General features: G+C 41.3%; 13 protein-coding genes. 5 read left to right on the top strand and 8 right to left on the bottom strand.

The annotated features are described in order from the left end of the window. The first annotated feature begins 11 nt into the window (after positions 1-11). From NHN17_RS09870 to NHN17_RS09855, 4 genes are all read left to right on the top strand, one after another. Positions 12-1,241, top strand: coding sequence for a ParA family protein (locus NHN17_RS09870; protein ID WP_255042232.1), 1,230 nt, complete (start codon positions 12-14; stop codon positions 1,239-1,241). Positions 1,242-1,246: 5 nt separating this feature from the next. Then, positions 1,247-2,170: a ParB/RepB/Spo0J family partition protein gene (locus NHN17_RS09865; protein WP_255042231.1), complete on the top strand. Its 924-nt coding sequence runs from the start codon at positions 1,247-1,249 to the stop codon at positions 2,168-2,170. 465 nt (positions 2,171-2,635) lie between these two features. Then, positions 2,636-2,986, top strand: a complete 351-nt coding sequence (locus tag NHN17_RS09860) for a hypothetical protein (RefSeq protein WP_255042229.1) — start codon at positions 2,636-2,638, stop codon at positions 2,984-2,986. 214 nt (positions 2,987-3,200) lie between these two features. Then, on the top strand, positions 3,201-3,464 hold the full coding sequence (locus NHN17_RS09855; RefSeq protein ID WP_255042228.1) for a hypothetical protein: 264 nt from the start codon (positions 3,201-3,203) through the stop codon (positions 3,462-3,464). A 334-nt stretch (positions 3,465-3,798) separates the two neighbouring features. On the opposite strand, the gene NHN17_RS09850 is transcribed toward NHN17_RS09855, so the two are convergent. The 7 genes from NHN17_RS09850 to NHN17_RS09820 all read right to left on the bottom strand — a co-directional run bounded on the left by NHN17_RS09850 (position 3,799) and on the right by NHN17_RS09820 (position 19,847). After that, on the bottom strand, positions 3,799-4,974 hold the full coding sequence (locus NHN17_RS09850) for a hypothetical protein (RefSeq protein WP_255042227.1): 1,176 nt from the start codon (positions 4,972-4,974) through the stop codon (positions 3,799-3,801). 2 nt (positions 4,975-4,976) lie between these two features. Next, entirely contained in the window at positions 4,977-6,215 is a 1,239-nt protein-coding gene (locus tag NHN17_RS09845) for a ParA family protein (protein WP_255042226.1), read from the bottom strand. Positions 6,216-6,675: 460 nt separating this feature from the next. Then, positions 6,676-8,703, bottom strand: a complete 2,028-nt coding sequence (locus tag NHN17_RS09840) for a hypothetical protein (protein ID WP_255042225.1) — start codon at positions 8,701-8,703, stop codon at positions 6,676-6,678. Between the two features lie 2,303 nt (positions 8,704-11,006). Then, on the bottom strand, positions 11,007-12,725 hold the full coding sequence (locus NHN17_RS09835; protein ID WP_255042223.1) for a ParB N-terminal domain-containing protein: 1,719 nt from the start codon (positions 12,723-12,725) through the stop codon (positions 11,007-11,009). A gap of 196 nt (positions 12,726-12,921) precedes the next feature. Beyond that, on the bottom strand, positions 12,922-17,883 hold the full coding sequence (locus NHN17_RS09830; protein WP_255042222.1) for a helicase-like domain-containing protein: 4,962 nt from the start codon (positions 17,881-17,883) through the stop codon (positions 12,922-12,924). A 406-nt stretch (positions 17,884-18,289) separates the two neighbouring features. After that, positions 18,290-18,778 carry a hypothetical protein gene (locus NHN17_RS09825; protein ID WP_255042220.1) on the bottom strand — a complete coding sequence of 163 codons (489 nt, stop codon included), beginning with the start codon at positions 18,776-18,778 and terminating at the stop codon, positions 18,290-18,292. A gap of 127 nt (positions 18,779-18,905) precedes the next feature. After that, on the bottom strand, positions 18,906-19,847 hold the full coding sequence (locus tag NHN17_RS09820) for a sensor domain-containing diguanylate cyclase (protein WP_255042219.1): 942 nt from the start codon (positions 19,845-19,847) through the stop codon (positions 18,906-18,908). 123 nt (positions 19,848-19,970) lie between these two features. On the opposite strand from NHN17_RS09820, the gene NHN17_RS09815 reads away from it, so the two are divergent. Next, complete coding sequence (locus tag NHN17_RS09815) at positions 19,971-20,078, top strand: helix-turn-helix domain-containing protein (protein WP_255042217.1); 108 nt, start codon at positions 19,971-19,973, stop codon at positions 20,076-20,078. A gap of 174 nt (positions 20,079-20,252) precedes the next feature. Here NHN17_RS09815 and NHN17_RS09810 read toward each other — a convergent pair whose 3' ends face one another. Further along, positions 20,253-21,395 (bottom strand): RNA-guided endonuclease TnpB family protein, encoded by a 1,143-nt coding sequence (locus tag NHN17_RS09810; RefSeq protein WP_255042215.1) that lies wholly within the window; start codon positions 21,393-21,395, stop codon positions 20,253-20,255. Positions 21,396-21,556 lie beyond the last annotated feature (161 nt).

The raw sequence follows: 21,556 nt of genomic DNA, 5'->3' as shown, positions 1-21,556 counted from the left end.
TAGGATAGGCAATGATGGACTGTAAACTTGAGGAGATCGGCGAGCGTCTTCTCAGCGAAACCGCCTCAAAACAAGAGATTTTTTCGGTAAGAGTCACTGACGAGGATGTCGAAGACGGTGTTGAGAGCCGCGTTTACGTTCATGCCTTCAATAAAACCGAAATGGCAAAACACTTCAGGACCTCTGGGCCGACACTCAACAAGGTGATCGCCAAGCTGCGCGAAGAAGGCCGCATTGGCGACCATATCGCGCAGAACAAGGAGAAGAAGCATACTCGCCACGATTTTCTTGAGCTGCAAAAACACTTTGGCTACACCAAGTATGCTGACCGATACAGCTCGAAAGCCTGCTCGGTGATCAACCATAAAGGCGGCACGGGTAAGAGCACAACAGTCTCGACGCTGGCTTGTCACATTGCACTGGCGACTGATGTCCATACCCGCGTACTTATCCTTGATTTAGATCCGCAAGGGTCACAGGCGGTCAACTTCCGCCGCGGCGAGGACGATGACAGCGTGGTATTGACTGCCGTCGATCTGCTGATGTCCAATGACGAGCCGGATGGCGAAGTTGCGGAGCTGATTGATGCTGGCTACACATTTGATGAGCTGGTTAGACTGGCCCCGGTAAAAACACACCTGCCGAACCTAGAAGTGATGGCCGCCCACCCTAATGACGAACGGTTCACCGATCACTTCCATAGCCTGACGGATGAGGCAGATCAGGTGGCAATGATTGAGCGCCTGAAAAATGATGTTATGCCTATCCTGAAGGAGCAGTATGACATTATCCTTATCGACACCCCGCCACAGAACAGCCCGCTGACATGGATGGTGCTAGAGGCTACCGATGCGGTCTTTGTGCCGGTTACACCCCACGAATTGGACTTCACCTCAACGGCCAACTTTATCAGCCTGTTGCCTGAGCAGTTTCGAGCGCTGCCGTCGGGCGGTAAGAATATTAAGTGGTGCAAATTTGCAGCAGTAAACTACGATGCCAACAGCCAAGCCGACCAGCTGGTCTTTGATAAGCTGATCCGCTCGGTGCGTGATGACATGATGACTGCAACACTGGTGAGCAACGAGCTATTTAAAGAAGCCGCGACTAAGGGCTGTACGGTGTTCGATCTGCAAAAATCGAAAGTCAGTACCAGCGGCAAGCGCTACGATGAGGCGCTGATTTCCAGCCGGAACTTCGGCCAACAATTTTTAAACAGCATCAAGATACTGGCAGCGGAGTAACAGACATGCGAGCAGGTGGTAATAAAGGTAAGGTTGATACCAGTACCGGCATTGTAAGACCAAAGGCTAAGCTCCAGGAATGGACGCTAAAATCAGGTATGAAAGCGGCCTTTGTTGAGGAGACCCTTAGCTTCGATGACCTGAAAAATAAAACATTCGTCAGGTTCGAAACCAACGGCCGTGATCAGGAACTACTCACCGCAGACGCACTGGCGCGACTGTCATCGCTTGACCGCCAGCAATACCTGCCAGCAATTGGTGTAAAGCAGAAAGACGGCAAGATTGAAATCTTGGACGGCTCAAGCCGCCGTGCCTATGTACTGTTGAAAGAAGGTCAAATCAAATCATTCCGTGTCATGGTGACAACGGCTGATATCTCAGTAGCCGATGCAAAGGCACTGGCTAAAGAAATCCAGACGGCACGTGAGCACTGCCTGTATGAGATTGGCCAGCAAGCCCTGCCGATGAAAGAGCAAGGTATGAAGCAGGCCGATATTGCTGAAGCGCTTGGCTGTAGTCAGTCTCGTGTTTCCAAAGCACTGAAGACCACATCGGTAGACAAGGCGATTTATAAGTGCTTTGCCGACATCAACGAGCTGGCCGCCAGTGATTACGATGCCTTGGTCAAGATGGCTGCCGAGCTGGATCAGCGTAATGACAAAGAGGCTATCATTGAAGGGTTGGAAACAGGCGATGTTGCGACGGTCATCGGCCAGCTAAAGGCTGCGGTGACTGCGCCAAAACCGAAAGCTGAAAAGGCGGTTGTTGAGCATCTGGCGAGCTTTGCCAATACAAACAAATCCGCCCGAAGACGCACCAAAGGACGCAACCTCTCGTTCGAATTTAGCTATTTGACCAAGGCTGAAGCGGCTGAACTTAACAAAATTATTGAGTCTGCTGTGGCGCAATTTGAGGGTCAAAAACCGTAAAATCTCACCAAGCCAAAATTCCGACCTAAGCCGTTGTTTTAATGCGATTTTAAGTCGGAATTTTGCCTATTATTCCGCGGAATACACCAAAATATTCCGCAACTTTGACTAATTGGCCAGAAAGAACTAATTTTGTGATGTGGGCAGACTTCATTGAAGCTGAACGAAATTGGTAATCTTGCTCTAAGGTTACACACCTAATCTGCCCTGCGTTTCAAAGTGATGTCAGAGGTTGATGTCAGTCGTAGGACTAGATAAACCGTGGATTGAAACGAAATATCGTGCAAGCTCTGCAATGCGCACCTTGTTCCAAAATGATAACACCTTGCTGGTGGCTTAGAAGGAAATGATACGCACTGCGTAATCAGATCTACGTATAACGCCTCGCAGGCGGTGAAAACAGAAACCATTCTGTACGCCTCAGATTCCTAAGAGCCTGGGGCGTTTCTTATTTATGGAGACTTTATGCCATTCCCACCACCCACTGACGGCTTTGTCGAAAAACCTGTTGGTGATGACATCGTTGAGTACCTGATGCCAAAGCCTGGCGTGACGCATCCGTATTCTCTCGAAGATGATTACCCACCACTGCATTTAGAGAAAGGCGATGTGCTGATACTGGAGTTTGGTCGCAATCCGCACAATCGGTGTCACGCTCTGATTGAGCAATCCGGCGAGCGCATGGTCGTTCAATTGCACTGGCACAATCGACAATGGTTTGCGATCTCTGCCGACGGAAGAAAAGGACGAGTTACTGAGGAAATGTTACTCATTGGCGTAGCGCGTCATAGCATAAAGAGCCAGATTGATTTATAACGGTAGTTTGAGGCGTTACTTAAACGGTTTAGAGAAGCGAATGGAATTATCACTGTGTGAGTTAAAACGGTTATGCGAAACAATCCATAATGATAACCCAAGGCGATCTATAATGCCTATCATTGTGGCGCTCAATCATGCAAACCAAGCTGACTATTCCCAAGATTAATTTATCCGCGCATCCGAACTATCCAAAAAACCAAACGGCTATCACATGGTCTTTGAGTCAGCGGTCAGTCAGCTGTTTGACAAAAAGCGAGTAAGCGTAAAAGGATATAAAGTTAACGACATTCGGTATAGACGAATGTTACCCCGCGTCAAAAAAGGGGATCTTGATTACATTGTGGTGAAGCGCCTCCGCTTGGCGATTAATGACTATCACGGTAAACATCGAACAATGATCACGCCTTCGGCCTTGCTCGTCTACTTGACTGTAACCGTGGCTGAATTGCCTCTTATCCACCGATTCAGTGGATAACTCTACGCAAAATAGAAAAATGGTACGTTGTTTACAGTAAATAACGTACCAGACCTTTATTTATAACGCTTCAACTATAAATGCTATAGATAAGATGAGGGCGGTGAGTAGTCACAAGAATGTCAGGAAATCATATCATAAGCGCGTTTAAAGCAAGGTAACTATTACTTGATGGAACCAGCATTGAAGGAGGACTTAAATAAACTTGAGATAGTTTGTACAGGTACTTGCGTAAAATGAATATTAACCGCCAAATACTGGCGGTTAATTAACAATATAAGTGGGAGTAACGCTTTTAAGCGCCTTATGAATCAACCAAATTCAGCTCTTCTTTTTACTCACTATCAACAGCATCATGTACAGCTTTTTTCTTTGAGTAATACGCCTCGATCAGTTTATAAATCTCTTCCGCATCATCATTATCACACCGCTTCAATACAAAACTTGTCTCACGTTTCTTAGGGTCTTGAGCCATCAACACTTTGGATTTTTTGCTTTTATCTTCGTGGATAACACGAGGTTCAGGTTTTTTTGTTGCAGGGCGGCCTTGCTTTTGTTGAGCCTTTGCAAGCTTTTTCTCGATCTCAATTTGAGCAGAGAAGGCAGTTAAAAATGCAGAATTGGCTAAATATAGATCCTTGGCTGCTTTTACTTCATCATCTGAAGCTTCTTGAACCTTTAAGATAAAGTCTTCGATATTTACATTTAGCTTGGCCAGCGTTTTTGAATAATCAATCACGTTACGGCTTTCTTGTTTCGTTAACACTGCAACGTAGGGGATAAAATCGATGATAGACTCATCCACTTTTACTAGATTAATATATCTCGATAGATCTGACTCTTTAACTTTGTACTCCAAAGCAATTTCTTTTTGTTTTTTGCCAGTTTCCTCTATCTTACTGAGATAAAACGCCCCCCACTCGTAGTCACTGAAATCATTATGTAATGCTGATTTTTTTACAATAAATTCAGCATCTTCCAGATCTAGTTCCTGATCTGATCTTTCATAAATGTACGAAGAGTCGGTTTCGATTGCACACCAGCGTCGAGTAGACCCATCAACGACGTAGTCGACACCATCTTCACCCCGATAAGCGATACCAGGAAGAATTTGATAACCTTCGCGGAAGTCGGCCAGCATCTCAGAGAGGCGCTCTTCTGTCAGCCAGTCCTTATTGCGGATATTGCTTGGCGCTACTTTCGTTTTAGCTTCAATCTCAGCTTTACCGATCAACGTTACCAGCATTAGCGTAACTTCTTTACCGCTCGGTAATTGGATTGTGCGTGAGCGAGACGGATTACTATCTTTGTTTACACTCTTATCAATACTATTAGTGGTTAGAGTATTGTGCTGAGACGCATCCGAAACAGAGCCTGATTCGGAATTAACATTATCCTGCTTAGAAGTTTCAGAAAGCTGTTTCTCACGACCATTTTCTGCTGCTTTCTCTTCTGCTGCTTTTTTTGCTGCTAATGCACGTGCTTTTAGTGCACTACGATCTCTAGCCATAATTACTGATCTCTTCTTTTGTGGTAAGCGACAACCATTTCGTAAAGCTCTTTAACCCATTCTTCAGCCGCTGTATAGGCACGATTGAATGGTTTGACGTCACCATCATAAGTCTTTTTATTGATGCTAAAGACGGTACCAGAATCCTCGGCACATCTTTCATAGGCCGTCTCTGCCGGCAAAGTTCGCTTTAAAACATACTGATGACCAAAAACATCATTAAGTTCATTCATCGCACCTTCGTAAATATCAGAATCATGCTTATTCCGTCTGTTGACTGTTTTCAGATCTTTTGAAATATATGCACCGATAAAAGAAAGTTTTGCTGGATTATAGCCTTCCTCAATAAGTTCTTCGATAACCTCTGGTAGGCGTTCAATGAATCTAACGGATGAATCAAAATTGAAAAAAGTTGGCGGTACTGGAACCATAATTGCATCTGTTGCAGCAATGCAATTTTTCATCACTTTATCCATGTGGGGCCCGGCATCAAACAAAATGATGTCATAATCGTACTCAACAAGATCAGTAATTCGTTCCTGTAATAGGTTAAAATATTTTGAACCATCACAAATTTCAGGGTCATCTATATCGTCAGCTAGGAAGCCATCTGCTGTACCACAAGGTAGAATGTCTACCTGAGGGTTAGAGGTTTTTTTGATGCCGAGTCCAGAGTTTATAAGCATTTCACGTGTAATATCTGGCATAGCCATGGCAGTCAGAGACGTGATATCACCCTCTTTAATATCATAGCCAGGTAGATAATGTTGAGTAGTAGTTGCTTGTGGATCAAGATCAACAATCAAAACACGATGGCGTAACATCATATATCTATCGAGTAGAGTAATACCATCAACAAACATGATTGTGCTCAAGCTTTTGCCAACGCCGCCTTTCAAATTTTCCAAAATAAGCTTAAACGCTTTTCTGCCATGGTCAGAGTAGCGAGGTACCCCCATCTCAGCAGCGATAAACAGGACGTCATCGAATGTGAATTTGTATTGATTGTTTTTACCTACACGCTCAAATTCTCGGTCTTTTTCAGCAGCAATTTCTTCAATTTTCGCCGTAAGGTTTTTCTCACCAATTCTGACGTGCATCATTTTCAAAATTGTATGCAGTTCTCTTTTTGAGTAGACCTTAGTTTCTGCATCACTTTTCGCTTCGACTTGGATATAAGAGCGATTTTCCCGAGCCTCAGCAGCTCGTTCACCAAGCGCTACTATTTGATCATAATCCATGGCACTGATCCTGTAAGCTTTTTATGAGTATGTAAGAATACTAACCTTAATCTTTCTGCAGAACAACAAAAAACTAGCGTGAACTTCACTTTTTTGACTTTGAGGTTAAAAAGTGTTGTTTACTCATTGAAATGATGCTTAAATAATAATGCTTGAAAAGTGCACAAAAAAAGCCGGCTTGAGAGCTGCAACTCCAAACCGGCTTTCTATTTTATTGGCATTTAAGAAACTGCAATTTCTGATGCCTTATTGAGTCAAGGAGCTATTTGCGATGACCCCAACCCAAACTGAAATAATAACACAATACGCAAAACAACTGGCAAAATGCCTGCGCTCGGGAAAAAAATTCAGGTTTAAAGCTATGAAAATGAGCGAATTTGGCGTCTTTCTTTCTGAGCTAAGGAAGCTCTGACGGGGAGGAGGGTAGGGCAGCTCAGCATAGCTGCCCTACCAAACTAAATCATTTTCTCTTTTCTAGGGCTTTTCGCAACTGAGCGGCACCTAATATCGCGTCTTCGATTATCGCTGCTTTCACCCGGTGAAGCCCTTTTGCGGTCGAAATTTCAATGATTTGAGCGGCAGTAAAACCTTCTTCACTCACTTCACGTACTCGTTCAATCGTCAGACCGTCGATGAGAGACTTTCTCGACCTATGCTTTTCCAGCATCATTTCAATCGAAGTATGACTATAGCCGGTTTCATTAGCCATTTCAGCGCACATAATGGCAATATCTTTTTCTTCCGTGTACTGAGATAAAATAAATCTGAATTTTCCACCACGATGCTCATAGATATAATAATAAGACTTGTGGTCTATTATTATTTTTTCTTCCATTTTTTTGATAGAAACGGGAAGGTGCGTTTCGCGCTTCATTGAGTTTTGATAGAACGGACTTGGCACTGAAGGGGCTTTACTACTTTCAGAATGCTCTAGAGCCTCAGCGAACTCGAGTAATTTTTTGTTATCAACCCTGATAAAAAGCTGAGATGAGAGATTAGAAATCCTCCTCATCTGTTTGGCATAAGGCACAAACAACTCTATGGAAAAGCCCATAAGTTCTAAGTTAAAGGTTGCTGAATCCCCTTCTTCATCAACCTTTTCGCAAAAACCTTGCAAAGATGGTTTAGCGTTTGTTTCCAAAGCAATGATAGTTTTCAATAACTTATGAGTCAATTTCTTCTGGTCATTTTCATCTTCATATGGCCATAGAGATTTACCAATATCCATTATTGTGCAGGTCATAACCTCATTATCATCTGTAAATTGTTTCCTTTCTAGGCTGTAATCCTCAAGCAGCAAAGAATATAGGTTTGCTATTGAAGGAGCCAACTGAAAAATGAGTTTATTTACAGATTGAAAGTGCTGGAGTTGGGCTATATGTCTCATGACCTTTCTGTGCCAAGTTATTGCAACAGCGGAAAAAGGCAGTACATCGTTAAAATCACGCTCAAGTTGTTTGTTTAAATATTGGGCGCTAGAGTTATTTTGTGATGGAGGTGCTCTATATTCGAACTGTTTATTGCCATCAACATTGCGCTCTTCCCGGCTTGATATAAATTTATACTGATCGATCAGTTTAAATCCATCGACCTCGGGGTTACCTGTGACGTTTTTAATACCAAGATATTCGTTAGCATTACGGAGTGTGAGTGTAGTGGAGCAATTTCTGATTATGGATCGAGATATTGCTTCCCGTTCTGGTCCGGAGCCGCTTAAGCCCAGTCTTTCAACAATCTGCGAGATATAGATTGGAATTACCAACTCATTCAAATCCTCTGGAAGATTACCTTCCAGTTTTCGCTGATGCATATACTCATGAGTGAGCGTCATCATGATTTTGTTGATGTGAGCATCATATTCATTTGTCACACCATATACGGATACACAAAAATCTACGGCTCCACTTTCCTTTCTGTTGCACTCCTTTCGGCCACGAATCTCTTTTCCTGGCACAACGAGGCCGGATAGTGAATTTTGGATGGCGTTAAGCATTGTTGACGCAGAAACTTTCAGTTTTTGCGTGGGTTCGTAGACGTTTATTTTGTTAAATTGCTCTTTAGCGTGTTTCTTGCTGGCTCTACCAACAAGTTTCTTCGGCTTAGGTAGTTCGTCATTCAGTAACTGTTCTAGATCACCAAGATCAGTGATCGACTTGACAGTTATAAGCCGTGTTTTAGTTGTGGAGATATTATACTGAGCCTTATCAGCAGGCTCTTCTATAAAAATACCTCGTTTAACATATTCTTGTATAAACCTTTTCGCTGATCTGTCAGATACCTGTATACCTTCATCATCCAAAATGTCTTTTAGCTCTATGTTACGATTTTCATTATTTTGAAAATAGTTATATAAGCTAATACAAGCATTCAGCATCTTATTATTTACAGATGTTGGTTTAACGAAACGTAACAACTCAACAAGCGTTTTCTTAGAACTCTCGTTTATAGAAAATATGGGAGTTGTATAACGGTGCGTTAAATCAGTCATATCGCAAATTTACGTTTAAATTACATTCTGCCAAAAATCTTAGCAGAGTTTTTGATCGAAAAACACCAAAAATTAGGATTTTTTTGTTGATGAGATCTTTATAAATTTCTGATCAAAATGATTTTTTTGTTGATCTGATCCTATGATCTGATTGACTTTTTTTTTGAACCCTAATCGTTTAACGTATTGTTTTTTCAGATTTTTTGTCTGAAACGAACCGAGCGGTCATCTGCTTGACTTGCGGAAGAATGATCAAGTTAACCCTGAAAGAATGATCAAGTTTGTACCGGAAAGATGATCATCATGATTCCGGAAAGATGATCATAATATTTACCGAAGAATGATCAAGGTTGGATAACAGGTTTTACACAGACTTATACACAAAATTGATGTTTTTAATGGTTATTTATTGAGCGTCTGCAATAAAAAGTTAATAAACGACTCTTTATTTGTCCATATCGGCATAAGTCGTAGTAAAAATGCCCTTATAAACACTCTATATTTTGACTTTATATGTCACCATGCTCATATGGTGTAAAGATAAACGATGTTATATGACAGCCTTGCACTACATGCTCACTATCAATTGTTGTAATAGAACGGTCTTAACACAGCTGATTTAGTCGGGCAGTAATGCTTGTCCGTAGGTACGCTAAGACTCCTTTACAAAGTTATCTATATATAGAGGGAAAATCTCTTTGAACAGGGAAGTGGAAAGCTCATCTCTTTCAGAGCACTTCACATCCGACATCCTGGTACCTTCTGAATACTTGATACCATCTTGTGCGCTCAGACCTACATGCCTTTGTTTTTGGCCTTATACAGGTGACTATTTACTAGGTTGCGTGTTGACCTTAAGACAATAAATGTTATTAAACGCTCAAATGGACGCCTGGAGAGGAGACAATACCTGCGATACCAACGTTTAAGTTTCTGCTCGGCCACTGCCATTAGCTGTAATACCAACGCTAAACGAGCTGACTTGACGGGACTAATAGTTGCAATGCCAACGTTAAACGGGCTGGCTTGGCGGGACTAATAGCTGCAATGCCAACGATAAACGGGCTGGCCTAGCGAGAGAATGAACTGTAATGCCAACGCTAAACGAACCGGCTTGGCGGGACATATAGCTGTAATGCCAACGCTAAACGATCTGGTCTAGCGGGACTAATCGCTGCAATGCCAACACTATACGAACTGGCTTGGCGGGACTAATCGCTGCAATGCCAACGTTAAACGGGTTGGCCTAGCGGGACAAATAGCTGTAATGACAACGCTAAACGAACTAGCTTGGCGGGACTAATCGCTGCAATGCCAACGTTAAACGGGCTGGCCTGACGGTACAAATAGCTGTAATGCCAACGCTAAACGAGCTGGCTTGGCGGGACAAATAGCTGTAATGCCAACGCTAAAGTACCTGATCTGACCGTGCCTATATCTGTAATGCCAACGCTAAAGCCCCTGCTCTGATCGGGCAATACCTGTAATGCCAACGCTAAAGCCCCTGATCTGATAGGGTTATACCTGTACTGCCAACGCTAAAGTCCCTGATCTGACAGGGAAATACCTGTAGTGCCAACGTTAAACGGGCTGGTCTGGCGGGACTTATAGCTGTAATGCCAACGCTAAACTTGTTGATAGGAAAGGGGGAGAGCCTGTGATGCCAACGTTAAAGTGTCTGTATGCCGAGTGCCATAATGAGTAAAGGCTAAATTCGTTCTTTGAGAAAAAGATAAAGTAAGACTTCTAGTGTCGCTATCTTACCACGCTTATTTTTTCTTCTGGTCGCTATCTTACCACAGAGTATCTTTTGAATTTTCACTATATTACTACAGTGAATCAATGCTTTACCGATAGTGCCACATGAGTTTTTAAAAATGTGAACTTTGTTGATTATCCCAAAACTATATGAAAGATTGGCTCTGACATAAACCAATTAAATCAATACCTTGAGTAGACTTTTTATAAATTGTACCACAAATCTATATCTGGAATTTACGTTAAAAATACAACATTTTTTGGCAGCAAAAGTAGGGTTGAAAACTGTGATTAAAATAGTTGGCACGATCTTTATATCGAAATTTTACGTTAAAAATACCACATTTTTTGGCAGCAAGAGAAAAGATTAGGCAATTTTTGGTGTGGTATTATAGGTAAACCTAGTGGTAACAAAAAAACACCTGAACAGTGACGTAAGGTGTACCCGTAGGCGGAAAATCAGATTGAAAAGGGATTTGAATCATATCGTTAGTAAATCAAAACAACAAGCCCGTCTGGTACGGGCTTGATCATTATCACGATCTTTATTTCACTGATGGTTGGGTAAGCATTTTCTTGAAGTGGTCTGGTGCAAAATGTGACCAATCGAAATCAACTTTCATGATGAAATCGACCAAGTCTTTCTTGTTCAACTTACCAGCGGCCACCGCAAAGGTTTGGTCGTTATGCTGATTGTAGTGTTCTGCTAGCCCTGAATCTGTGGCTAACTGTACTAACTGATCGATAGTGTGCAAGGTCAGATTTTTGGTTGAAGGTTTCCATTCTCTAATGGCCTTTTCAAAAATAGCGGAGTTGGCATTGCTATGGTTCAGTGCTGCGGATCGGATTTGGTAGTTAGCATCAAAGCCACTTGTGTTACTGTTTGGTTCTTGCTTCACAAAAGCAGACAGCATTGCCCCCATCATACCGTTAAGTTCTTTGGCATCTAGTTGTGACAATTCAGCGATTGTTTTGTTGGTCTTGTGCTTAGTGGCAAGTTGATCTGATAAAGCTTTAATCACAATAGCCATATTAAAACTCGTTTGCTCAAGAATAGTCGGTGTAACAATAGACTGAATTTCTTGTGCAAATTGCTCGGTTAGCTTTTTACTATATGTACAACTGACTTTTTTTGTTAATGGAGCTGCTGTTGTAGCGACTTCATCTTCATCATTAGATGTTTGATTGTCGGAGTCCAGATCTAGGCCAACATTTGGATCTAAGTTGTTTTCTACCTGATCGTTACCCTCGGGGTCTGCCAATCGTGCTACACACTGGTTGTAACATTCGAGGTTCGTACACAGGCTAGGTTGAACCATCCCAAAAGTGTCAAAATTCGTGGAAACCAGTGCTGCATTATGCTCGCAAGACACACAGCCACTATTTACTTGTTCTTCCCCTAATACCTGTATATCAATCTTGCGTGTATCAGCAATAGCTTTTTGCTCGGTTGTTAATACGAGTGGAAATTTCTCTTGAAGGACAGGCAAGCGCGATTGTAGCCATTGCTGAGATTTATCAAAATAACAGCTTGATTTAGCGCACTTCTCATCTTCATTGTCACCGAATGCAGTAAACTGTTGACAAGTATTGTGAGGACAATAGGTACACTCATCTTTATCAAACTTGGCGTTTGATAATGGGAGTTGAAATTTTTCGGCCTGAGTTTTTAGGTGCGCAACGGTATATTGAGTAGGATTAGCAACAATGTTTTCCAGTGTCTTATTTTGAATTGCTTTATCAAACTTACTTAGGATTAGAACATGTCCCTTTTTAATCGGTGATTCAGGCTTATCAAGAGCATCAAGTAACTCTGGTGAGCCTTTCGACATTTGCAGGTATTCACGAAATAGGTTTTCTGAGAAACCAAGTTTTGATGCTGCTGTACCGTAGTCACCATCAGTTAACGATAAGTATTGGATTGATAGGTTAATTTTATCGCCAATAGTTAATGATGAACGGTTAATGTTTTCACTGAGCTGAATTTCTAGAGCTTCTTTATCGGATATAGCACCTTTATTTAAACACAGTACGTTTTCAATTTTTAACTCTTTAGCAGCATCAAGGCGACCATACCCACTGATTAATTCAACGTTATCATCAACAACACGAACAACCAAGTTCTGGAGAATACCTTTATCCGCTATATCTTTCTTAATTGCTTCAAAATCGGCTGTAGGGCGGCTTTTACGGGTGTTACCGTAAATTTTAAGAGGATTAATAACTGCAACTGGTATGCTAGACACTTCGTTTACTGGATACATATTCTTTAACTCCGTATTGAATGTGTACCCATAATAGCTATTTAAATTCGAACACAATTGATCTAAAGAATTAATTGAATTGGATTACCTCAGCTATGATCTAAACTTCGCAAAGCGAAAACAACGGACTAAAAAAAGGGCGATTACATGAATACCCCTCGTTGATCAACATGACCAATAAGGGTTATTCTATTAGTTAAGCAGCTTTTTTGTTTGTATCAAGAAGTTGTGCTTCTATCTCGTTTTTCCTTTTTTCAAGGCTGAGTAAATCAGTGTTATCAAAATCAAAGGTTAAATTTGATAGTTCTGATACTTTGACATTTAAGTTTTCAATATGAGTGCTGTTTTCTGTAATTTTACTTGGAAGTTGCTTTAAATAGTTGATCATGTAGGCCAGTATCTTAGCTTTGGTTACTTGCTTCATATCAACATTGAAAATTTTACCTGTAATTGTACTCTTAATAAAAACCTCTGGCCTGACATAGTGTGAACCTGACAAGTGGATATCAAAGTGACCAATTGAAGCAAATTTAAGTGTTATAATTTCGGGTGCTTTTTTACATGCCTCTCTAGTAACTTTCAATTGCTCATAAAGTGAATCTGATAATTTTTGGTGTATCGCTTTATGCTCAACTTCACCAATATAAAGTGAAAGCGTCTTACTGTGAATGGCTTGCTTTAATTCTTGGAAGTCTGAGTTGATTTTTTCATTATCTGATGACAAAACTTCAATACGTTTTTGTGTGTTAGATATGGCATTGTCATTAATTAACTTTCTTTTAAGTTGAGACGTTTTCACCATTTCCATTTCCTTGATCTGTTGATTAATTTTCATTAAATCAAGTATTTGAGTGTTACCACTAACCGCAGCTTTGATTTCAGCATAAGATAGGTGATCGTTATCTGGGTTTTCAATACTATTTGCAATAGTACTTTCTTTAAAGCTTGAGATGAATTTAGCCTTGCTCTCTAGGATTTGAAAAAGAAAGCTATCACATGAATTTTTAAGGGCGTAGTAAAATACATCTACGCTATAGTTTTCAGGGTTTTTATAATATAAAGCGTTACCAACCCTTATACCTCTCGAATAAGTTTGAATCAAATCACATGGACGGTAGGGAGGGGTGAGAACGTGTATTGCTTTAATACGCTCTTGCACGTTTGCGCCTACACTTAATTTCTCTGTGCTTGAAATGACAACCCGAAAAGTACCATCGTTAATGTTGGAGTAAAGCATATTTTTTTGTAAGTCTGTATCAAAATCTTGAGCAAAAACTATGGTGTTTTCATCAACTCCAAGCATGACTAATCTAGCTTTCATGATTGAGTACAAATTTACATACGCATTTTTTACTTTATCAAGTTCAGCCTTTGAAACATCACAACCATTATTAGCCCTTAATCGTAATCTATCTTGCTCTTTTTCTGTTGGAATTTTACTTTTATTGTTAACGCCCATGTCCAAATAAATTAACTGGGTGGCTTTCTGATCTGAATGTCTATGATAGATTTCAGCGGTCTTTTTAATACAATCATCAACTTTTGGTGACGTTTTATTTAAGCTGCTTGGTGTTACCATTTGAGGGCTGATTGAACATTTTTTTGCATCAGTGATCAAGTTTAGGTGATTATCATTTTTAACGGGACTATTTTTTATATCTTTTGCGCGCTCGGTAAGTGAGAGCATATATTTGTCAATTTCAGGGGTGGTATCACTTAACACTAGCTGAGGTTTACCACCTGTCATAGGGACAATAGCGGAGTATTTTTTCTTGTTTACTGTGATCTGAGGTATATATTTGTTAAGGTCTTTTTCCGTTACGATATAAGAAACGGTTTTATAAAAAGATTGCAGTTCTTGAATATTAATAAGCTTTGTTAATCGATTTACCACTTTCACGTTGCCATCTGCACCTAACTCATAATCACTGGTTTTTTCTGTATAGGTTTTAGCAAAATCATCAAGTGAAAATATTCCTTGCTCTTCTAATTGGCGTGGTGATAACAAAGTAAAATAGTGGTAAAGCTCAGTTAAGCTATTGGCAATAACCGTCCCTGTTGCCAAAAACAAACCAGCAATATCAAAATTAGAAACGAGGTAATGGCTCACATAGGCTACCTGTTTAGCAAAAAGACTCGACCTACAAGGGCCAGAACCCTTAACGCCTTTAAGTTCCAAGCTAGGGTGGTGATAATTTTTAGCGAGGTGAGCTTCATCTTGAAAGTAACAATCAAAGCCTAAAGCATCAAAGCTATATTCACTTTGCGATATATCTAGGGTTTGCATTTGGTTAACTAACCGTTTTTTTGCTTTTTCCATTTCACGGAGTGTATAACCATCGGCATTTAATAACGCTTCGTTTAAATTATTCAGGTCTCGATCCATTACTGACTTCACGCTTGAAGTAGGCGCTTTGATTTTCATGAACGTACTTTGAGCACAAATAATAAAATTGTAATTACCGCTCTTGATTCTCGCTAACATTTCTGTTCTTTCGCTCGGTGATAAAGATTTTGGATCCAGCGTAAGCAATGACCGTCTATCATTCGGGTATAAATTCAACCATTGACCCGCAAAGGCTCCGACGAGGTGGTTTGGCACTACCACAAGGACACGTTTTTTTAACCCCAGACGTACTAAGTGATGCGCAATACAGCTCATAGTGACCGTCTTTCCCGCGCCACAAAAAGCATCTAGCATAAGCCCTTGATTTCCAGCGGATAAACCGCGTCTTATCATAGCTTTTTGGTGGGGATAGAGCTTATAAACGTTTGATGCATCGGGCATAAGATCAGGCGTGAAAGATTCAATTTTTTCTAATTGGCTATACCGGTTGATTTTTTCGTTATAGGCCATTGTTATTTCATCACTGATAGAAGCATCTGAATAAATAAACTCTTGCCATTCTTGTTTTAATTTTGTTGCATTAAACCGAAGTGCTGCCGTGGTCTCAGTATCAACCTGCCTAGGTTGGCCGTCAACTTTAGGGTGAAATGATATAAGCTGTTGGCTTTCATAGACTTTTCTTAACACTTCTAAGCCGCTATGCTGTGTTGTTTCGTAGTCGCCACTAAAAGCGATAGTTGCAGGCTTTAACAGTTCGATTAACCATTTTGAATCAATATAACGTGCCATTACATCACTGTGATCTAGGCCTGTAATATTCGCAATGAATTGCTCAACAATATGATCAGGAAGCCAGTGTGCATTGATAGTAATGGTAATTTCTGACAATGCTTTATCTGCGGGTAGTACAGCCTCTAGGTGCTCAACGTTTTGTAAAAATCGATTACCCCGCAGACTCACGGCGGCCTGGGCTTCCGTTAATTTTGCTTTGACATTACCGGATAGATAAGCCGAGCGTAACTGGAATTCATCGGTGTTAGGGTCTTCAAAAATACTAGAGCCGTAGAGTTCACTTGTTACCTGTTCGATAGTTTGGCCGGTGAGTCTTGATATCAGATCTAAGTCAATGCTGTTATTAAGACACAGTGAAGCGGTTAATGCATCGGTGCAATTATCATAGCGTTCCGGTGCTTTCCACGGTGTAAATACACGCTCACTGAAAATTTTGGCTTTGCTGGCTGACTCGCTAGTGATCACCTTGCCTTGGTCGTCTGTTTCAGGCGGCATATAGTCAACTTCCAAGCTTTGGATTTCAGCGAAACGGGCGTCTCGTCGAAAGGCCAACCGATTAGCATTGTTACTCACGCAACCGTATTTTGACCGGAAACTGTCATAGAGTGCGTTTAATTCAACTCTTAGCTTGCTTAGTTCGTGCTCATCGGCTGTTGCTGAATCTTCCAGCTCGAAAATAGAAGTTAGCGTATTGGCGATATCGATTAAGCCAATCACGCGATCATATTTTTTTGACCCACTTTCATAGCCTTGCGTAAAAAAACCTGGCGTAGCTGTTTTTCGTACCAATTGGCCGCATTCAGTACGTGCATAGGAAAAAGGCACTGATTTTTGATCAGCGGAAATGATTTTATATTCTGATTGATGCCGCACTCTTTCAACATGCTGATAAGACAGGGCGTCGAAGCATTGAATGATGGCTTGGTTGATAGCATCTTCAGACAGTTTGCAGCCACCATTGCCATAAATCACCGAATCCCGACCATACATAGCGGTTATCTCAGGTGTTGTGAGGTCAGTTACTCGCGAACCAATGCAAGCGTTGCGCTGGTAGAATGTACTGTTATATGCCTCTTCATGACTCTGGATCCAGTCCTTACTGTTGCTTGCACCCTTCTTGAAAACAAGGATATCAACGGCTTGAGATGTGTTGGCATGCTGCTTAAAGACTTCGTACGGGAGGCGAACACCTGAAACTAGTTCAAGTTGGCTTGCTAACTGCGCCCTAATTTTCTCGTTCTTGTTATCTAACCATCCGACAGGCAGGACGGCTAGCAGCAGGCCTCCGTCCCTTAGTGCAGCACTACTTTTCAGCATAAAAAAATCTTGAAGTGTTGGCGCTGCAATGCCTTTATAGCGACCATCACGTGAGCGGTCGCTAATACTGATATCCGAAAACGGAGGATTAACGATTATCAAGTCTTGCTCACATAGTGCCACGGATTCAAAACCATTATTGATCACATCGGCAGAAGGGAATAATAAATCAAGAAATTGGCTTGATAGGCTGTCAAAATCAACAAGGGTAAGGTCGACTTCATTTACCAGTTGTGGCGGTAGGGTAGACACTAGGCGACCAATACCGGCTGCTGGGTCACAAACTGACCCGCCTTTAAAGCCAGCCTTAACGGCACCATCCCAAAGCGCGGCAGAGATATTTAAAGGTGTATAAAATGCTGTAAGGCTTGACGCTTTTAACGAGCTGTATTCGTCAACTGATAACATCGATTTAAGGCGATTGCGTTTATCTGCATGCTTAGTTAATCGCTCGTCCATGATTTCACGGCATGGGCCAGCTCCCGAGTAACCAAATAGCGTATCCAAGTTAGGCGCTGTTGCGTTGCGCTCCTCTATAGCTGCGATCAGCATTTGAAATGCCCTACTTACAGTAATACTACCTTGTAAATGGTCAACACGATTAAGATAATATAATTTTTCAATGTTTTCAGATTCAGGAACAGTATTATCCTGAGTGACACTATCCATCATTGATTGAGTAATCATATTAAAATCAAACATACCAAGTTAACCCCAAATGAAAAAGTATTAACGCTATTCTATCTTTTTAATTCGATAGCTAATTGATCTAAAAAACACAAATCAATTTCATACTGTTCTAGTAGGGCAAATGAATAAACCTAAACAGTTTGGTTTTAATAAGATTGATCGAGTAAAGCTAGGGTTAAGGAATTACGTTTAACGGTTGCTATATAATAATATCTATTTGGTGGATTGCGAGCTTATTGATCTATACTCTAATTTCGCATCAAAGAATGGTTATGATCTGTTTATTCTGATAGTGAGGAATGCCTGTTGATATGAACATCCCCTAGGGTGTGATTGGGTGGAGTCAGGGTAACCGCTCAGGTTATAACCAGTGGCGGCTTGGACACTCACGCCCAAGCCCTATGGACAGTGAAAGGTGTTAGGCAGCGGTCCTGGTTTGATACTTCTTTGCCATTGTGTTGAACTTCGCGAGTGCGTGATCATAAGTATGATGTGAGATCCTACGAAAGCCCATTCGCAAGGCAAAAGAGTGCTCGGTTTTCTTTTTCGAGTACCGTAATATCAAAAGCAGGTTATAATATTTTGAATTGGATTTTTTGTAGACACGCAATAACGATGTGAACGTATCATTATCGAGAGATTTAATTGAATTGGGATCTTCCAACCATAATGTTGAATTCAATATGAGTGCATCTTTGCACTCAACTAATTTCGAGTTAGGAGCGATGTTTAAATCAACAATTTTAAATAAAGCCTGTTTCGTTTTGACGTAGTCTCCTTTCTCTCCTTCAAAAAGTCCAGCGATCCTCCCTTGTAAATTTTCAATATCATAATCAGTTAGATTATGATTTTCTGCATAATGCTCAGCATCGGAGTGTCCGCTATATTTAACTAATAGGTGTTTCATAAAAAGCCCTAAAATACAAATGAATGACTTTTTAATAGTAAAATCCTAAGTTAAATGCTAATTGATCTACCAGACGTTAAATGCATTGTTAGTTGCATAGGGTTGATCGCAACTAACAATGATAGGTTTACGCCAGTTGTGCTATCTCTGGCTGTTCGATACATCTATAATTATTACGGCCCGAGCGTTTCACCTCATAGAGCAGTTCATCAGCGAGACCGATCGCTTTTTCAGGAGTAGGCGCATCAAAGCAACTAACGGCACCAATCGAAGCGGTAATGTTAAGTTCCAGGCCTCGTCCTTTAAATGGTGTTCTAGCGAGGATTTCCAGCAACCGGTTGGCACCGATGTGGGGTAACGTTTTCCCCTTGGGATTGGTCATGACAACAATAAACTCCTCACCGCCGTAACGGCCAACCAAATCAGTCTCCCGGAAAGTGGTCTCTAGAAGTTGAGCAAACCATATTAACACCTGATCTCCTACATCATGTCCGTAGGTGTCATTGACTGTTTTAAAATGGTCAATATCCAAGAGCAACAGCGAGTATTCCCGATCTTCATTTCGTTTGTAGTTTGCATCAAGCTCTTCCAAACGGTTGAGGATATACATCCGGTTAAAGATACCTGTCATCGGGCAACGGCGTGCTGACATCTGTAAGGTTTCATGAGCTTGCGAGAGCTGGATACTCATTACCGCTTCTTGGGTGGCATTATGCACTTTGAACATCAAACCATCTCTGAAAGGTTCAATTGTGACGTTCTGGTACATGAGCATGCTCTGGTTTGTCACAATCGCTGCATTTTGCAGAGGAAATATATGGTTTTCTTCCCGCCAGTTAACAGATTCCCGTACTTTAAAGTCTCGGGTATTGGCAATCGCGGTTAATACCGATTTATGAAAGCTAAATAATTGAAGTAGGTTTTCGCCGGCGAGCTCTTTATCCCGGTAAGGCATGGTAAGGTGCTGAATAAAAAAAGGATTAATCTCAAGAATGTTAAGCTTTAGATCGGTAATAATGATACCTACATCCAAGGTTAGCTCTTCTAATTCAAAAGTCATTTTGTTCATTGAATTTCCGGCATGGATACCTCTTCCGTAGTCGCGAAGCGCGAAGGGAGGGGAGGAAATGCCGCTCCTAGTTAGGGAATAAATATTCTTTACACTCACAAAAAATGATGTATTCTTGTAAGAATGAAGGAGAAAGCTTATAAATACCGCATCTACCCAACAACTGAGCAAGTATCATTACTTGAGCAGACGTTTGGCTGTACGCGTTTTGTCTGTTTGGGAATTGGATAAGTGTCGTTGATCTAAAGGCTCATGAACCAGCGATTGGTGGAAGTCCGGTTGCTGAGATTTGTCGAGATGTCACTAGTGACAAAGGCTACAATGTTTTAAGCCTAGGTGACTACTCACCGCCCTAATCGGGCGATGCTTCTTATTTCGTTAGCCGTTGCTCGATAGTATCGAGACTTACGCAGCTTCCATAAGCAGAGACGATCGTCCAACCGCCTTTAATTCCAGAATACCTTTATCGCGGATATTGAGGGCGGCATTTAAGTCGCGGTCTATATCTGTAGTGCCGCAAGATGGACAATCCCACTTGCGAACTGATAAGGGCATTTCTTCCATTTTATGACCGCAACAATGACAAGTTTTAGAGCTGGCGTACCACTGATCGAGCTTAACTAGGTGTTTACCTACCTCTTTCAGTTTGTACTCCAACTTAACAACAAAGCTATGCCATGAAGCATCCGCTATGTGCTTCGCTAGTTTGCGGTTTTTCATCATGTTGGCTGATTTCAATGTCTCAACTATCACTGCTTGGTTTTCGTCAACGAGAGTTCGAGAGAGTTTATGTTGAAAATCAGCCCGAGCGTTCACTACCTTTTCATGGCATTTAGCTACAAGCAATCGTGCTTTCGCTCGGTTAGCACTACCTTTTGCCTTACGGGATAGCTGGCGCTGCTTACGTCTGAGATTTTTTTCAGCACGTTTTACAAATCGTGGGTTGGCCGCCTTCCTGCCGTTCGACTCAATGGCAAAGTGAGATAGACCTAGATCGATGCCCGTCACCGTACGTACCGTATTAAGTAGGCTTGGCGCATCCTTTCCATCATCAGCAAGTATTGATGCGTAGAACTTACCTGTCTTGCTCATACTGACAGTGATACTTTTAACCTTGCCTACAATCTCACGGTGAATATTCGCCTCTACAGGCTTCATTTTGGGGAGCTTAATTGCACCATCAAGTACCTTCACACCTACGCAATGATAGCTAGATTGCTTGCCGTGTCTGCGCTTGAATTGAGGGTACTTTGCTTTCATTTTAGGATTAAAGAAGTTGTCAAAAGCTTGATGAAGGTTGATTACAGCCTGTTGCAATGCAATAGAGTCATATTGCTTTAGCCAGTGGTAATTACGTGACTTCTTGGCAACCGCAAGTAGTGGCTTTATATCCTTTTTAGGATTCAGTGTGACACCATGCTTGCGGTACATATGAGACTTTAAATGCAGAGCTTTATTGTACGCAAACCGCACAGCGCCAAACTGAGCTATCAGAAACTCAACTTGCTCTTGTGTCGGGTAAATACGTACTTTAGTTGCTCTTAACACTTAAAATCCCACCTGTATGGATAAACAGCATTATACTTGTGTCTATCATAAAGTGCTATCGCACTTTCGCCTTATATCCCCGCGCTCATCGTTATATATAGTAACTTAAAAGGTGTATATTGTGTATTAAGGCAGAGAAATCTGCCTTTTTTTTGCGTAAG

Origin of the sequence: Photobacterium pectinilyticum, from assembly GCF_024357955.1 — a bacterium.
In the GTDB taxonomy this organism is placed as follows: domain Bacteria; phylum Pseudomonadota; class Gammaproteobacteria; order Enterobacterales; family Vibrionaceae; genus Photobacterium; species Photobacterium pectinilyticum.
Note: the sequence above shows the minus strand (reverse complement) of the source record. Positions and strands in the feature narration are given on the sequence as shown.

Excerpts from the sequence above, each read along its gene's own strand:
- NHN17_RS09870 (WP_255042232.1), top strand. The coding sequence starts at position 12 with ATGATGGACTGTAAACTTGAGGAGATCGGCGAGCGTCTTCTCAGCGAA.
- NHN17_RS09865 (WP_255042231.1), top strand. The coding sequence starts at position 1,247 with ATGCGAGCAGGTGGTAATAAAGGTAAGGTTGATACCAGTACCGGCATT.
- NHN17_RS09860 (WP_255042229.1), top strand. The coding sequence starts at position 2,636 with ATGCCATTCCCACCACCCACTGACGGCTTTGTCGAAAAACCTGTTGGT.
- NHN17_RS09855 (WP_255042228.1), top strand. The coding sequence starts at position 3,201 with ATGGTCTTTGAGTCAGCGGTCAGTCAGCTGTTTGACAAAAAGCGAGTA.
- NHN17_RS09850 (WP_255042227.1), bottom strand. The coding sequence starts at position 4,974 with ATGGCTAGAGATCGTAGTGCACTAAAAGCACGTGCATTAGCAGCAAAA.
- NHN17_RS09845 (WP_255042226.1), bottom strand. The coding sequence starts at position 6,215 with ATGGATTATGATCAAATAGTAGCGCTTGGTGAACGAGCTGCTGAGGCT.
- NHN17_RS09840 (WP_255042225.1), bottom strand. The coding sequence starts at position 8,703 with ATGACTGATTTAACGCACCGTTATACAACTCCCATATTTTCTATAAAC.
- NHN17_RS09835 (WP_255042223.1), bottom strand. The coding sequence starts at position 12,725 with ATGTATCCAGTAAACGAAGTGTCTAGCATACCAGTTGCAGTTATTAAT.
- NHN17_RS09830 (WP_255042222.1), bottom strand. The coding sequence starts at position 17,883 with ATGTTTGATTTTAATATGATTACTCAATCAATGATGGATAGTGTCACT.
- NHN17_RS09825 (WP_255042220.1), bottom strand. The coding sequence starts at position 18,778 with ATGAAACACCTATTAGTTAAATATAGCGGACACTCCGATGCTGAGCAT.
- NHN17_RS09820 (WP_255042219.1), bottom strand. The coding sequence starts at position 19,847 with ATGAACAAAATGACTTTTGAATTAGAAGAGCTAACCTTGGATGTAGGT.
- NHN17_RS09815 (WP_255042217.1), top strand. The coding sequence starts at position 19,971 with ATGAAGGAGAAAGCTTATAAATACCGCATCTACCCAACAACTGAGCAA.